At 70.8% G+C, this 13062-nt stretch carries 15 protein-coding genes; 5 read left to right on the top strand and 10 right to left on the bottom strand.

Features of this window, described 5'->3' with window-relative positions:
- Positions 1 to 96: 96 nt before the first annotated feature.
- Positions 97 to 717, bottom strand: coding sequence for a LysE family translocator (locus AVL59_RS44335; protein ID WP_067315737.1), 621 nt, complete (start codon positions 715 to 717; stop codon positions 97 to 99).
- An 82-nt stretch (positions 718 to 799) separates the two neighbouring features.
- Between AVL59_RS44335 and AVL59_RS44330 the strand changes: the two genes are divergently transcribed.
- Positions 800 to 1252: an Lrp/AsnC family transcriptional regulator gene (locus AVL59_RS44330; protein WP_067315734.1), complete on the top strand. Its 453-nt coding sequence runs from the start codon at positions 800 to 802 to the stop codon at positions 1250 to 1252.
- 77 nt (positions 1253 to 1329) lie between these two features.
- Here the strand turns inward: AVL59_RS44330 and AVL59_RS44325 are convergent, their stop codons facing one another.
- On the bottom strand, positions 1330 to 1965 hold the full coding sequence (locus AVL59_RS44325) for a TetR family transcriptional regulator (RefSeq protein ID WP_067315731.1): 636 nt from the start codon (positions 1963 to 1965) through the stop codon (positions 1330 to 1332).
- A 134-nt stretch (positions 1966 to 2099) separates the two neighbouring features.
- Between AVL59_RS44325 and kbpA the strand changes: the two genes are divergently transcribed.
- A complete protein-coding gene (gene kbpA / locus AVL59_RS44320) occupies positions 2100 to 2831 on the top strand; it encodes an AfsK-binding protein KbpA (protein WP_067315728.1) in 732 nt (243 codons plus the stop codon).
- Positions 2832 to 3050: 219 nt separating this feature from the next.
- Positions 3051 to 5402 (top strand): protein serine/threonine kinase AfsK, encoded by a 2352-nt coding sequence (gene afsK / locus AVL59_RS44315; RefSeq protein WP_067315725.1) that lies wholly within the window; start codon positions 3051 to 3053, stop codon positions 5400 to 5402.
- Between the two features lie 220 nt (positions 5403 to 5622).
- On the opposite strand, the gene AVL59_RS44310 is transcribed toward afsK, so the two are convergent.
- From AVL59_RS44310 to AVL59_RS44300, 3 genes are read right to left on the bottom strand one after another with little or no spacing between them, the layout of a single operon-like run.
- Positions 5623 to 6411, bottom strand: coding sequence for an enoyl-CoA hydratase/isomerase family protein (locus AVL59_RS44310; RefSeq protein WP_067315723.1), 789 nt, complete (start codon positions 6409 to 6411; stop codon positions 5623 to 5625).
- Positions 6396 to 6803, bottom strand: coding sequence for a Zn-ribbon domain-containing OB-fold protein (locus AVL59_RS44305; RefSeq protein WP_067315720.1), 408 nt, complete (start codon positions 6801 to 6803; stop codon positions 6396 to 6398). Before AVL59_RS44305 ends, AVL59_RS44310 begins: the two co-directional genes overlap by 16 nt.
- Before the next feature lie 6 nt (positions 6804 to 6809).
- A complete protein-coding gene (locus AVL59_RS44300; RefSeq protein ID WP_067315717.1) occupies positions 6810 to 7964 on the bottom strand; it encodes a lipid-transfer protein in 1155 nt (384 codons plus the stop codon).
- Positions 7965 to 8047: 83 nt separating this feature from the next.
- Here AVL59_RS44300 and AVL59_RS44295 point away from each other — a divergent pair, with 83 nt between their 5' ends.
- The gene (locus AVL59_RS44295; RefSeq protein WP_067315715.1) at positions 8048 to 9655 is read left to right on the top strand and encodes a FadD3 family acyl-CoA ligase; all 1608 of its coding nucleotides are present in this window, start codon (positions 8048 to 8050) and stop codon (positions 9653 to 9655) included.
- A gap of 6 nt (positions 9656 to 9661) precedes the next feature.
- Here the strand turns inward: AVL59_RS44295 and AVL59_RS44290 are convergent, their stop codons facing one another.
- From AVL59_RS44290 to AVL59_RS44275, 4 genes are all read right to left on the bottom strand, one after another.
- Positions 9662 to 9919 carry a DUF3592 domain-containing protein gene (locus AVL59_RS44290; protein ID WP_159400215.1) on the bottom strand — a complete coding sequence of 86 codons (258 nt, stop codon included), beginning with the start codon at positions 9917 to 9919 and terminating at the stop codon, positions 9662 to 9664.
- A gap of 112 nt (positions 9920 to 10031) precedes the next feature.
- Positions 10032 to 10736 (bottom strand): DUF4232 domain-containing protein, encoded by a 705-nt coding sequence (locus AVL59_RS44285; RefSeq protein ID WP_067315709.1) that lies wholly within the window; start codon positions 10734 to 10736, stop codon positions 10032 to 10034.
- A gap of 128 nt (positions 10737 to 10864) precedes the next feature.
- Positions 10865 to 11071, bottom strand: coding sequence for a DUF397 domain-containing protein (locus tag AVL59_RS44280; protein ID WP_067315707.1), 207 nt, complete (start codon positions 11069 to 11071; stop codon positions 10865 to 10867).
- The gene (locus AVL59_RS44275) at positions 11049 to 11903 is read right to left on the bottom strand and encodes a helix-turn-helix domain-containing protein (RefSeq protein ID WP_107407411.1); all 855 of its coding nucleotides are present in this window, start codon (positions 11901 to 11903) and stop codon (positions 11049 to 11051) included. Before AVL59_RS44275 ends, AVL59_RS44280 begins: the two co-directional genes overlap by 23 nt.
- A 119-nt stretch (positions 11904 to 12022) precedes the next feature.
- On the opposite strand from AVL59_RS44275, the gene AVL59_RS56245 reads away from it, so the two are divergent.
- Positions 12023 to 12640 (top strand): ATP-binding protein, encoded by a 618-nt coding sequence (locus AVL59_RS56245; protein WP_067315705.1) that lies wholly within the window; start codon positions 12023 to 12025, stop codon positions 12638 to 12640.
- 100 nt (positions 12641 to 12740) lie between these two features.
- On the opposite strand, the gene AVL59_RS44265 is transcribed toward AVL59_RS56245, so the two are convergent.
- Positions 12741 to 12965: a hypothetical protein gene (locus AVL59_RS44265; protein ID WP_067007106.1), complete on the bottom strand. Its 225-nt coding sequence runs from the start codon at positions 12963 to 12965 to the stop codon at positions 12741 to 12743.
- Positions 12966 to 13062: the final 97 nt, after the last annotated feature.

Here is a 13062-nt window from a genome sequence, read left to right as displayed (position 1 = left end):
CTCCTCGAAGCCGACGGCACTGCGACTCCCTAGGGGCGCGGGGAACTGCGCGACCAGCCACAACGGACCCGCGGACGATTGACGGCCCCGGCGAAGCTAAAGCGTAGCCAGCCGCTCCACCAGCAAGAACGCGCCGATTCCGAGCATCGCCGCGCCCGAGGTGCGGGTGACCGCCCGGGCCGCCACCGGGCGGGCCGACAACAGGGCGCGGGAGAGGGCGCCGACGGTGAGGTACACGGCCGCGCAGCATGCCATGTGGAGCAGGCCCATGGCCGCCGTCTGGGCCGGTACGGGGAGGTGGGCGCCCTTGAGGGTGAGGAACTGGGGGAGCACCGAGAGGTAGAGGAGCAGGCCCTTGGGGTTCAGGCCGCTGATCGTGGCGCCCCGCAGGAAGAGCCGGCGATCGGCGTCCGGGGTCTCGTCCGCCGCCCCCGGGACGGCCGGACTGCGCAGCACGCCCCAGCCCAGCCACAGCAGATACCCGGCGCCCGCCACCGTCAGCGCCGTCAGCAGCCGGGGCGAGCCCGCCACCAGCACGGCCAGGCCCGCCGTGGCCAGAGCCGTGTGCAGGGCGTACCCCGAGACCAGACCCGCCACCGCGCGCGGCACCGAGCGGCCGCGCAGGGCGGTCGCGATCACATACGCCCAGTCGGCGCCCGGCACGCACACCAGCAGCAGGTCCACGGCGAGGAAGGAGAAGAGCAGTCCCGAGTCCATGGTGGGGACATTAGGTGTGATTGGCCCGAAAGTGTTCCCGAAGTTTGCCCATGATCTCGGTTTCTGAGCAAATATCTTCTTCATGGATGACGTAGACAGAAAAATCCTTGCGGAGCTGCAGCAGGACGGGCGGCTGACCGTCACCGAGCTGGCCGCCCGCGTGCGGCTGAGCGTCTCGCCCTGCCACCGGCGGCTGCGTGAGCTGGAGCGCTCCGGAGCCATCCAGGGCTACCGGGCGGTGGTGGACGCGGCCGCGCTCGGGCTGAACTTCGAGGCGCTGGTCTTCGTCTCCATGCGGCAGGAGGACCGGGACACGGTCGTCGAGTTCGAGCGGGCCGTCAGCGAGCTGGAGCACGTCCTGGACGCCCAGCGGCTGTTCGGCGAGCCCGACTACCTGCTGCGGGTGGCCACCGCCGACCTCGCCGCCTTCCAGCGGCTGTACGACGAGCGGCTCGCGGCCCTGCCCGGGGTGCAGCGGCTGAACTCGACGCTGGTGATGAAGCATGTGGTGCGGGACCGGCCGCTGCCCGCATAGCGGCGCAGGCGGTGGCTCACCACTGGTGAACCACCGCCTGCCAGACAGGACTTGGGGCCGGAAGAGGCCGGCTACCGCTACTTGGCAGGCTTCTTGCCGGTCACGCCCAGATGGACCAACAGTGCCAGGTTCGGCTTCAGTTCGGCCTGCTTGACGCCCCAGGAGGAGAAGCCCTTCTGGTGCGCCGCCACCGCCGCCAGCATCGCGACCAGCGAGCCCGCGATCGCGGCCGGGTTCACGTCCTTGTCGACCCTGCCCTTGGCCTGCAGTTCCGCGATGGCGTCGGCGAGGGAGTTGTTCACCGAGTTGAGGATCTTCATGCGGATCTTGTAGAACCGTTTGTCCCCCTCGGCCGCGCCGAGGTCGACCACGCGCAGGATCGCGTCGTTCCTCCGCCAGAACTCCAGGAAGCCGTCCACGAGTTCCTGAGCGGTCTGCCAGCCCGACTTGCCGGCCCAGCTGCGCCCTTCGAGCAGCTCGGTCAAACCGGCGCCCTCGGTGGCCATTTGCTCGGCGACCTCCAGGACGGCGCCCTCGACGTCCGGGAAGTACTGGTAGAAGGTCGCGGGCGAAGTGCCCGCTTTCCGGGCGACATCGATGACCTTGACGTCCCGGTACGGGGAGGAGCTGAGCATCTCGCTGAGGCAGTCGAGCAGCTTCTGCCGGGTCGCCTGCCCACGCCTGCCGGCCACGCGGCCGTCGACGGTACGCACTTGTCCTGTCATGCCGTCAGCTTACCGACGGGTGATCGGAGCGCGATTCGGCCGACTGCAAATGGGGTGCATGGGTGCATCGGGGGTGGTGTGGCTGGTCTGCGGGGTGCGGGCGGCGCGGTTACTTTGACGGCATGGCCGAAAACAGGGCATCGGTGTACGGAGAGGGCGTCCCGTGCTGGGTGGACGCCCAGCTTCCCGACGTCGAGGCGGGCAAGCGGTTCTACGGTGAGCTCTTCGGGTGGACCTTCTCCGAACCGGGGGAGGCCTACGGCTTGGCCGTATGGGCCCGGCTGGACGACGAGCCCGTCGCCACGCTCGCCCGCAAGGCGGACGGCCGGATGCCCACCGTCTGGACGGTGTACTTCGCGACCCCGGACGCCGAGGCGCTGGGCCGGCGGATCATCGCGGCCGGCGGGCAGCTCATCACGGCCCCGCTGCCCCTGGACGACTTCGGTGTCCACGCTCTGGCCGCCGACCCCGAGGGCGCGGTGTTCGGCCTGTGGCAGGCGGGCGGCCACGCCGGATTCGGCCGGTGGCACGAGCCGGGCACGTTCGCCTGGGTCGAGCTGTACACCCGCGACACGGCCGGGGCCAACGCCTTCTACGGCGACCTCTTCCACGAGGCCCTGTTCGGCCGCGACGCCGAGCCCGACTTCGGCCGCGCGGTCGTCTCCGAGGTCTTCCCGGCCGAGATGCCCCCGCACTTCCTCACGCACTTCCAGGTCATGGACCTCGACGACTCCCTCGGGGCCGTGCGGCGGCTCGGCGGACGGGTCCAGGTGCCACCCTTTGAGACGTCGTACGGACGAGTGGCCGTCGTCACCGACAATCAGGGGGCGTCGTTCGCGCTGCTGCGGCGATGAGCGCGATGGGCGCGATGACGCGATGACGAAATAATCTTGTTCGGACAAATTCGTACCTATTTGGCATGAGACACCCCGATTTATCACTGGGTTCGCCACCGGCCGCCCGGCCAGGAAGAATCAGGGTGCGTGCCGCCAAGGCGGTGCGGTGGTGAGACGCTGCACTTCGGTCGCGTACATATGTGGGTGGCGCGGCTCGTACGGGGAGGTGGCAGGCAAGTGGTGGATCAGCTGACGCAGCACGATCCGCGGCGGATCGGGCCGTTCGAGGTGCTGGGCCGGCTGGGTGCCGGCGGCATGGGGCTGGTCTATCTGGCACGCTCGGCATCCGGCCGGCGCGTGGCGATCAAGACGGTCCGCACCGAGCTGGCCGAGGACCAGCTCTTCCGTGTCCGCTTCACTCGTGAGGTGGAGGCGGCCCGCGCGGTCTCCGGCTTCTACACGGCGGCCGTCGTCGACGCCGATCCTCGCGCCGCCGTGCCCTGGCTGGCCACCGCCTACGTGCCCGCGCCCTCCCTCGAGGAAATAGTGAACGACTGCGGGCCGCTCCCGGCCCAGGCCGTGCGCTGGCTGGCGGCGGGCGTCGCGGAAGCCCTGCAGTCCATCCACGGTGCGGGGCTGGTCCACCGTGACCTGAAGCCGTCCAACGTCCTGGTGGTCGAGGACGGTCCCCGGGTGATCGACTTCGGTATCGCCTCCGGCGTTTCGAACACCCGTTTGACGATGACGAACGTGGCCGTCGGCACCCCCGCCTACATGTCTCCCGAGCAGGCCAAGGACTCCCGCAGCGTCACCGGCGCCAGCGACGTCTTCTCGCTCGGCTCCATGCTGGTCTTCGCCGCCACCGGCCACCCGCCCTTCCACGGCGCCAATCCCGTCGAGACCGTCTTCATGCTGCTCCGCGAGGGCCCGGACCTCACCGGCCTGCCGGACGAACTGCGCCCGCTGATCGAGTCCTGCATGCAGATGGAGGCCACCGGCAGGCCCAACCCCGCCGACCTCCAGTCCCAGCTCGCCCCGCACCTGTTCGGCTCCGGATCCGACGACAGCGGCACCGCTTCCGCCTGGCTGCCGGAGAAGGCGGTCGCCCTCATCGAGTCCCGCCGCGGCGGCCGCCCCGCCGCCAAGCCCGCCCCCAGCGCGCCAGGACCGCGCAGCGGCGGCCGAGCGGCCGTACCCCCGCCGCCGTCCTACGACCCCGCGGTCCCGGTCCCCGCACCGGTCGGCGCGGTGGGCGCCCCCGACACCGGCCCGGTCCGGCTGGCCGGCGCCCAGGTGCCCATCGGCCCCGGCCCGCGCGTCGCCGACGCCCGCGCCGCCGCCGTCAAGGCACCCCCTCCGGAGGCCGGCCTGGTCGCCAGCTGGTCCCGCCCCCGCCCCGGCGTCAACGGCGCCGACCCCGCCGTACCGCCCGTACCCGCGCTGCCCCCGGAGACGGCCTCCGGCTGGCGTCCCTGGCGCTTCCGCATGTCCAACGACGTCTGGGGCACCCCGTCCGTCGACGGCGACCTGGTCTACGTCACCTCCTTCGAGGTGCACGCCCTGGACGTGGGCACCGGCCGCCGCCGCTTCAAGACGCGGGACGTCGCCTGGTCGATGGCCGTGGCGGACGGCCGTATCCACGCCTCCGACGGCCCCACCCTCTTCGCCCTGGACGCCCGCGGGGGCGCCGATCTGTGGCGGCTGTCCACCGACGCCTGGGTGTACTCCCTGAAGGCCGACCACGGCACGGTCGTCACCGGCACCCGCGGCGGCGGCGTCCAGGCCTGGGAGGCCGCGAACGGCCAGAAGCTGTGGGAGATCAGCGGCTGCCAGACCGACTTCGAGTCCCCTGAGGCGGGCCCCGCCGTGCACGACGGCACGGTCTACGTCTGGCAGGACGCCCGGCTGCGCGCCCTGGAGGCCCGCACCGGCGAGGAGCGCTGGTCGTACCCCATCGGCGACGCGGCCTCCTGCGGCGGCGTCCCGGTCCGCATCACCCCGGCCCCCGACGGCTACGTCTACGTCTGCGCCGGCACCCGGGTCCTCGCGATCGAGGTGGCGAGCGGCCTGGTCCGCTGGCACTTCGAGGCTCCCGCGGTGTTCCTGTGCCCGCCGGCCTACGCCCCGGGCCCGGCCGTCACCGGCGGCGGCGTCTACCTGTCCGACTACCTCGGCACGGTCTACGCCCTGGACGCCACCGACGGCCGCGACCGCTGGCGCATCGCCACCGAGGCCCGCTCCTCCATCGAGCCGGTCCTGGTGGCGGCCGGACACGTCCACGTGGGCAGCGGCAAGGGCCTCTACACCCTGGACGCGGTCACCGGCACCCCGAAGTGGCGCTTCCAGGCCGGCGGCGACGTGGTCGGCGCCCCCTCGGTCGCCGAGGGCCGCATCCACTTCGGCTCCACCGACCATCTGCTGTACACGCTGAAGGCCGACGACGGCCGGCTCAGGTGGAAGCTGGCCACGGGAGGCGAGATCACCGGCTCGCCGGTCGTCAAGGACGGGGTGGTGTACGCGTGCAGCAAGGACCGGTGTGTGTACGCGCTGGACGCGGAGAAGGGAACGGGCACGGCCCGCACGGCATGAACACGTGACGGCCGTCGTACCGGTTGTAACGGAAGGGCTCCAGACGGCGGCCGTCTCACGCCTGACGCTACCCCCGCCGCCGAACGCCCGCCAGGCGGTGCCACCGGCCGCTACGGTGTATCCGCATGTCACGGTGCCCGCGAACGCAAAGATGACGTTCAGGGCGCCGTTCCGCGAGGTGCACCGCTTCGACCGGTTCGCCCCCTCGCGAGCTGACGGCTCACCGCACCCGGAACTGCCCGGACCGCCTCCCCGCGAACAGCTCCGCCTGCCGCTCGGCGGGCAGATTCCCGAGCGCGATGAGATGCGGTGCCTGCGCGAACGCCTGCGCCCGTGCCGCCTCCTTGGCCGCCCACAGCGCCCGCACGGTCCCCTGCACCCCCTCGGCCGGATATCCGGCGATGACGGCGGCACAGCGCACGGCCGCGTCCAACGCCTCGCCGGGTTCGGTGAGTTCGGAGACCAGCCCGATGGCGTGGGCGCGCTCGGCGGAGATCCGTTCCGCGCTCCCCATGAGCATCATCCGCGCGACCTCCCCGTACGGCATCCGCTGGGCCATGAGCACGGACTCGTACGCGCTGACCATGCCGTACGTCGTATGCGGGTCGAAGAAGGCCGCAGTCGTGTCGGCGACGACGAACTCGCTCTCCCCGAGCAGATAGAAGGCGCCCCCGCAGGCCATCCCCCGCACGGCGGCCACCACCGGCTTCCACAGGTCGTTCGCCTTCGGCCCGACCGTCAGCAGCGGATCGTCCTGCATGTACGGCGACGACGGCTGCGGCACGGCGAAGTCCCGGTCGATGCCGGTGCAGAAGGCCCGCTCCCCGGCTCCCGTGAGGACGACGGCCCGCACGGAGTCGTCGAACCGCAACTCGCCCCAGATCCCGGCGAGTTCCCTGGCCATGTCCCCGTCGACGGCGTTGAGCCGCTCGGGCCGGTTCAGGGTGACGACGGCGACGCCGGTGTCCTTGTCGGCGCAGAACCGGACCGCGCTCACGACAGCACCCACTGCGGAAGTCCGTCGCAGAACACCACCTGAACCCGGGCGCCGATCCTGACGCGCCGCGGGTCGAGGGAGCCGAGCGGCGCCCCGGCGCGGCTCACCACGTTCCCGACGAGCCGTATCCGGGGCAGCTCCTCCAGCTCCACGACGACGACGTTGTACGGCGCCTGCTCCGCGTAGTCGGGCAGCAGCGGCGGATGCGGCACCACGTACGACCACACGCGCCCGCGCCCCGAGACCGGCCGCCACTCGCTCGCGAAGGACTGGCAGTGCGGACAGCAGGGCCGCGGCGGGAAGCGGGCCTCGCCGCAGTCGGCGCAGGCCTGGACCCGCAGCTCGCCCTGGGCGGCGTACTCCCAGAAGGGCGCGCCGTCGGTGTCCGTGACCGGATTCAGCATGCTGGATCAACTCCTCAGCAGGAGAGCGGAGGTGGGCACGCCCTCGCCTGCCGTGACCAGACAGGTGGCGGCCCCGGGGACCTGCGCGGTACTGCTGCCGCGCAGCTGCCTCACCCCTTCGTTGATGAGGTTGAAGCCGTGCACATAGGCCTCGGAGAGCCCGCCGCCACCGGTGTTGACGGGCAGCCGCCCCCCGATCTCCAGGGCACCTTGCTCGGTGAAGGCCCCGCCCTCGCCCCTCCCGCAGAAGCCGTATCCCTCCAGGGAGAGGGGTATCAACGCGGTGAACGCGTCGTAGATCTGCGCCACGTCCACGTCCTCGGGCGTGAAGTCGGCGTGCTTCCACAGGTGCCGGGCTGCGGTCCAGGCCGGGCCGGTGAGCGGGTCGTCGTTCCAGTAGTTGACCATGCCGTGGTGCTGGGCGGGCAGCCCCTGGGCTGCGGAGTGGACGTAGACCGGGGTCCGGCGGCAGTCCCGGGCGCGTTCCCTGCTGACGACCACGCAGGCCAGCGCGCCGTCCGTCTCCAGGCAGTTGTCGAAGAGGCACAGCGGCTCGCTGATCCACCGCGACGTCATGTACATCTCGCGGGTGAGCGGCCGTTCGTACATCACGGCGGCGGGGTTCTGGTTGGCCCGGTTGCGGCAGGCGAGGGCGACGTTGAACAGATGGTCCCGGGTGGCCCCGTACTCGTGCATGTACCGGCGCGTGAGCATGGCGATCTCGTCGGCGGGCCTCAGCAGCCCGAAGGGCCGGGTCCACTGGCCGGGAGTGGGCAGCTGGACGGCGGTGTTGCTCCAGGGCCGGGCCCCGCTGCCCCGCTTGCGCGACCGCCAGGCGACACCGACGGTGGCCTGCCCCGAGGCGATGGCGGCGGCGAGGTGGGCCACGGTGGCACAGGAACCACCACCTCCGTACCCCACCTTGCTGAAGAAGGTGAGGTCCCCGAACCCCACGGCCTTCGCGAGCTCCACCTCGTCGGTCTCCTCCATGGTGTAGGAGGCGAGGGCGTCGACCTCGCCGGGGGCGATCCCGGCGTCGTCGAGCGCGGCGAGAACGGCCCGGCAGGCGAGTGTCCTCTCGTCCTCCGCAAGGCGTTTGGCGAAGGCGGTCTGCCCGATCCCGACGATGGCGGTGGCGTCTTTCAACCCGGTTCCTGCCATGGCGAACCCACCCCTCCTGTGCTGACAGGCCGTCAGGTTACAGCTAATCTGACGGTCAGTCAGCTACGGCGTAGGGGGCTGCTATGAGTGACTGGGACACCATCCCGGGCCTGGTGCGATGGTCGGCCGAGCGGTACGCGGACACCGAGGCGGTGGTCGAGGGCCGTACCCGGATCACGTACGCGGAACTGGGCGCGCGGGTGGAGCGCGCGGCGGCCGCCTGCATCGCGAGCGGCGTGCGGGTGGGCGACCGGGTGGCGATCTGGTCGCCCAACTCCCTGGACTGGATCGTCGCGGCACTGGGCGCGGTGTCGGCGGGGGCGGTGCTGGTGCCGCTGAACACCCGCTTCAAGGGGGCGGAGGCGACGGACGTACTGCGCCGCGGCGGGGCGAGGCTGCTGTTCGTGACGGGTACCTTCCTGGGCACGTCGTACGTGGCGTCGCTGCGCCGGGCGGCGGGATCCCCGGACGGCGCCGGTCACCCGCTCCCCGGCTTGCCGGCGCTGGAGCACGTGGTGGTCCTCTCGGACGACGCCCCCCAGGACTTCCGCACCTGGAAGGACTTCCTGGCGGGCGGGGAAGGGGTGGGGGAGTCCGACGTACGGCGCCGCGAGGGGGAGCTGGACGGCGGCTGTCTGTCGGACATCGTCTTCACCTCGGGGACGACGGGCCGCCCCAAGGGCGCGATGATCACCCACGAGCAGACCCTGACGGCGTACGGCATCTGGGCGGACCTGGCGGGCCTGCGCACCACGGACCGCTATCTGATCGTCAACCCCTTCTTCCACACCTTCGGCTACAAGGCCGGGGTGATCGCCTGCCTGATGCGAGGGGCGACGATGATCCCGCAGCCGGTGTTCAACGTGGACACGGCGCTGGCGAACATCGCGGCGGAACGGATCTCGGTCCTGCCGGGCCCGCCGACCCTCCACCAGTCACTCCTGGACCACCCGTCCCGGGACTCCCACGATCTGTCGGCACTGCGCCTGGTGGTGACGGGTGCGGCGGTGGTGCCGCTGCGGCTGGTGGAGCGCCTGCGCGGCGAACTCGGCGTGGAGACGGTCCTGACGGCGTACGGCCTCTCGGAGGCGAGCGGCATCGTCACGATGTGCCGTCGCGGCGACGACCCGTCGGTGATCGCCTCCACGTCCGGCCGGGCGATCCCCGGCACGGAGGTGAGGCTGGTCGACACCGAGGGCTCACGGGTGCCGCCCGGCACCCCCGGGGAGGTGCTGGTCCGGGGCTTCAACGTCATGCGCGGCTACTACGAGGACCCGGCGGCGACGCGGGAGGCGATCTCCTCGGACGGCTGGCTGAGCACGGGCGACGTGGGCGTGCTGGACGAGGCGGGCAACCTGCGCATCACGGACCGCATCAAGGACATGTTCATAGTCGGCGGCTTCAACGCCTACCCGGCGGAGATGGAGCAACTCCTCGGTGTGCACCCGGACGTGGCCGACGTCGCCGTGATCGGCATACCCGACGCGCGCCTCGGCGAGGTCGGCAAGGCGTACGTGGTGCGCAGGCCGGGCGCGGTCCTGACCGCCGACGACCTCATCGCCTGGGCACGCCGCGAGATGGCGAACTACAAGGTGCCGAGGGCGGTGGAGTTCGTGACGGAGCTGCCCCGGAACGCGAGCGGGAAGGTGGTCAAGGGGGAGCTGCGGGCGCGGGCGGGCCGCCGGCCCTGAGGAACGTCACCGCGCCAGGTTCATCCCGGTCCCGCGCATCTTGGGCGAGAACTCCACGCGGTGTCCCTGCTGGTCGACGAAGGCGATGACCGGCACCCAGTTGAAGCCGTCGGAATAGTCGTCCCGGGTGTTGTCGACCACGACACCCTGGGCGCGAACACCGTCCCGCTTCAGCCGCCGCACCACGACCGCCTCCCGCACCGCGAGGCCGAGCAGCAGCAGGGCAACCGCACCGCACATCGCCATGCCCCACGCATCGCTCACCGTCGACTGCCCTTTCCGCTTCGTCCGGCACTCCGCGTCCCCGCACATGAGGGGACGCGGCACTCCCGAGACCGGTTGCGGAACCGGACGCCCCGGCTCCCGACAGGGGCGGTCAGGAAGCCTTGAAGGCGGAGACCTGTACGTCCTTCCCGCACACGTTGAAGGTGCCCTGCGCGCCGCTGTCCTTGGTCACCTTCACGGTGCGCCCGACGTCCTTGGGCAGGGCGATCTCGACCGTGGACGCCTGCACGGCACAGACCTCCCGGGCCGACTGGCTGCCCTCGAAGTTGAGGTCGGTGTAGGCCACCGACGCCTTGGCCGTGCCGCCGGGCTTGACGTCGACGGCGTCCGTGCCGCTCTTCGAGTTGTCCGTCTCGACGGGGTCGGCCTTGCCCTGGTCGTCCTTGGCCGTCAGGGTGACCGCGCCGACGATCGTGCAGGTCGACTTGGACGTGTTGACGACCTCGATGGAACCCTGGGCCGGTGCCTGCTGACTGGCGTGCTGCGCGGCCTGGACGAAGTTGATCCGGGTGTTCTTCGTCGTGCACGCCGACGTGACGCCGCCGCCGTTGGTGCCGCCGTTGGTGCCGCCGGTGGCCGGGGCGCCGGACTTGCCGGCCGTGGCGGATCCGCCCGAGCCGGTCTCCTTCGACGTCGGGGCGCCCGAGTCCGAGCCGGAGGTGGCGGAGGCGCTCGCGGACGTCCCGTCGGTGGCGCCCTTGCTGCTGTCGTCGTCGCTGTTGCCGCAGCCGGTCAGGGCCAGAGCGGACAGGGCGAAGACAGCGGCACCAGCGGAGATTCGGGCACGCACGGACATGGGGTTCCCCTCCCGTCAACAAAATGTGGTCACGCGGGAGGACGGCATGGCCATGACTCCGGTTCCGCTCACCACAAGACGCTTACGACCGCGTCACCTGGCCGTGATCATGGTCTGTGGCGGTGGGGTCAGCCCTTCAGCGAGCCGAGGAAGGCACTCCAGGCGCGAGTCCGGAAGAGGAGTACGGGGTCGTCCTGGGCCCTCTTCGAGTCGCGGACGGGGATGACGCCGGGGAGGGCGTCGGCTACTTCGACGCAGTCGGCTCCATCGTTGTTGCTGTAGCTGCTCTTGCGCCAGGTGACCGAACTCAGGTCAATCCCCTTGCCGAGCTTCATCTCTGTAGTTCCTCGCTGCTTCTTCGACCAAGGCCAGGGACGCCTCAAGCGGTAGTGCGGCGGCCCTGAGCAGATCGTACGACCTGCGGTAGCCCTGCACGAGGGCCGGAAAGTCCACGATCTGCCCGTCGAAGTCGCCTTCCGTCCACACCAGCGGCGGAGCGTCGGCAAAAGTCATGATCTTGGCCATGCCGTGCATGAGCGGGTGCCAGGGGCTGGTTTCCGGAACGATCTGCAGAACGCTCTGCGTGGACTGGATCACGTTGAGAATGTGCTCCAGTTGCTCGGCCATCACCGCTGGTGGAAGCGGTGTGTTTCGGATGAGCGACTCTCGCAGGATTCCCCAGTAGGTGGGTCGGTCCTCGCGCCCCCAGAGCTTGGCACGCGCCAAACGTGCACGGACATTCTTCTCGACCGTCTCCGGTGAGGCCAGCGGTGCCCCGTACCGCATGAGCCCCCGCATACACGCCTCGGTCTGCAGGAGGCCGGGGAAGGCGTTGGGCGCCCACTCCTCCAGCGTCACCGCCTGTTTCTCCAGGTCCGGCACATCCGCGTAGTACAGCGGATGCCCCACGTTCCGCGCCTTGGCGACGTCTTCACACCGCCGCTCGAAAAACCCGTCCGTACCCAGCTTCTGATCCACGTGCCGGGCCAGATCCACCGGCATTCCCCGTTCCCCGCGCTCGATCTGGCTGAGGAACGACAGTCCCCGGTAGCTCCCCTCCACCAACTGCTCCAGCGTGAGCCCCGCCTGCTCCCTCCTGTAGCGCAACTCCGCGCCGTAGAAGCAGGGAACGCTCACCGACGCGTCAGGATCCTTCTTGGGAGGCACAACTCATCACCGCCGTTTGCCAGTTGCGCTGCGTAGCCAAAACCTCTTCAGAAGGTACCGACAAAGGCGCCACTCTGTGACTGTTTCATCACAGACAGCACAGGAAGGCGTACGCAACCGTGTCGTCCTCGAACCCCGCCTCCGCCACCTCGGGCAACTCCGTCTACGACATCACCCTCTGCGTGGATGACCTGCGCGCCGCCCTGTCCGGCCACGGCATCGTCCTGCCGTCACTCCGGGTGGACCTGTCGAGCTTCGCCGGCGCGTACCGGCCCCCGGCCGGTCTGGTGGCGCTCGGTAACTGCAATGCCGCTACGGCGCGTAGGCTCGTGACGGTGCTGCGAGGTCTCACCGAGACACCGAGCCGGCCGCCGCTGGACGTCGAACTCCCCGCCGTACCGAGGGCACTCCAGGGCCTCCGTCGCACCCTCCGCCGCTACTTGGACGCACCATGCTCCGACGTCCAGCTCTGCCTCACCGAACTCGTCACCAACGTCATCCGGCATGTGGGGGAGGGGACCCCGGTCCGTGTGCGGGTGGCCCGGACGGACGGCCGCCGCATCCGCGTCGAGGTCACGGACCCGGCCGGACAGGCACTCCCCGTGTCCCTGCCCGGCACCCTCGACGATGAGCAGGGGCGCGGGCTCGCTCTGCTGGACGCGGTCGCGCTGCGCTGGGGCGTGGAGCAGGGGGTGGACGGCAAGACGGTGTGGTGCGAGCTGGCGGGGGCGGAGTGAGCGGCAGGCCGCGGCCTCGGGCTTCCGGCTCCGGACACACGTCGGCCGCGACGGCTCCCCCTCGGTGCCGTCGCGGCCGGTTCCCCCGTCGGTCTTCGGATCAGGCGGGCTCGGACGTGATGTGCGTGTTGTCCGGAGTCACCGTGCCGTCGGCGGCCACTGCCTTGGCGTCGGTGATGTGGGTGTTGAGCGGCTTGACGCCGGTGCCGGCCTCGGCGTCGGTGATGTGCGTGTTGAGCGGCTTGACCTCGGTGCCGGCCTTGGCATCGGTGATGTGCGTGTTGTCCGGCTTGACGACCGGCTCGTCCTTGGTGATGTCGCTCATCAGGTGCTCCCCTTGGAGATTGCGTACAGCTGTGGCGGGCCCATCCGGTCACTCCCCCGAGTGCGTCCGGATGGGCCGCTGGAGTCGCCCACTCTAG

The sequence above is a fragment of the Streptomyces griseochromogenes genome (genome assembly GCF_001542625.1).
In the GTDB taxonomy this organism is placed as follows: Bacteria; Actinomycetota; Actinomycetes; order Streptomycetales; family Streptomycetaceae; genus Streptomyces; species Streptomyces griseochromogenes.
Note: the sequence above shows the minus strand (reverse complement) of the source record. Positions and strands in the feature narration are given on the sequence as shown.

Excerpts from the sequence above, each read along its gene's own strand:
- AVL59_RS44335 (WP_067315737.1), bottom strand. The coding sequence starts at position 717 with ATGGACTCGGGACTGCTCTTCTCCTTCCTCGCCGTGGACCTGCTGCTG.
- AVL59_RS44330 (WP_067315734.1), top strand. The coding sequence starts at position 800 with ATGGATGACGTAGACAGAAAAATCCTTGCGGAGCTGCAGCAGGACGGG.
- kbpA (WP_067315728.1), top strand. The coding sequence starts at position 2,100 with ATGGCCGAAAACAGGGCATCGGTGTACGGAGAGGGCGTCCCGTGCTGG.
- AVL59_RS44305 (WP_067315720.1), bottom strand. The coding sequence starts at position 6,803 with ATGCTGAATCCGGTCACGGACACCGACGGCGCGCCCTTCTGGGAGTAC.
- AVL59_RS44300 (WP_067315717.1), bottom strand. The coding sequence starts at position 7,964 with ATGGCAGGAACCGGGTTGAAAGACGCCACCGCCATCGTCGGGATCGGG.
- AVL59_RS44295 (WP_067315715.1), top strand. The coding sequence starts at position 8,048 with ATGAGTGACTGGGACACCATCCCGGGCCTGGTGCGATGGTCGGCCGAG.
- AVL59_RS44285 (WP_067315709.1), bottom strand. The coding sequence starts at position 10,736 with ATGTCCGTGCGTGCCCGAATCTCCGCTGGTGCCGCTGTCTTCGCCCTG.
- AVL59_RS44280 (WP_067315707.1), bottom strand. The coding sequence starts at position 11,071 with ATGAAGCTCGGCAAGGGGATTGACCTGAGTTCGGTCACCTGGCGCAAG.
- AVL59_RS44265 (WP_067007106.1), bottom strand. The coding sequence starts at position 12,965 with ATGAGCGACATCACCAAGGACGAGCCGGTCGTCAAGCCGGACAACACG.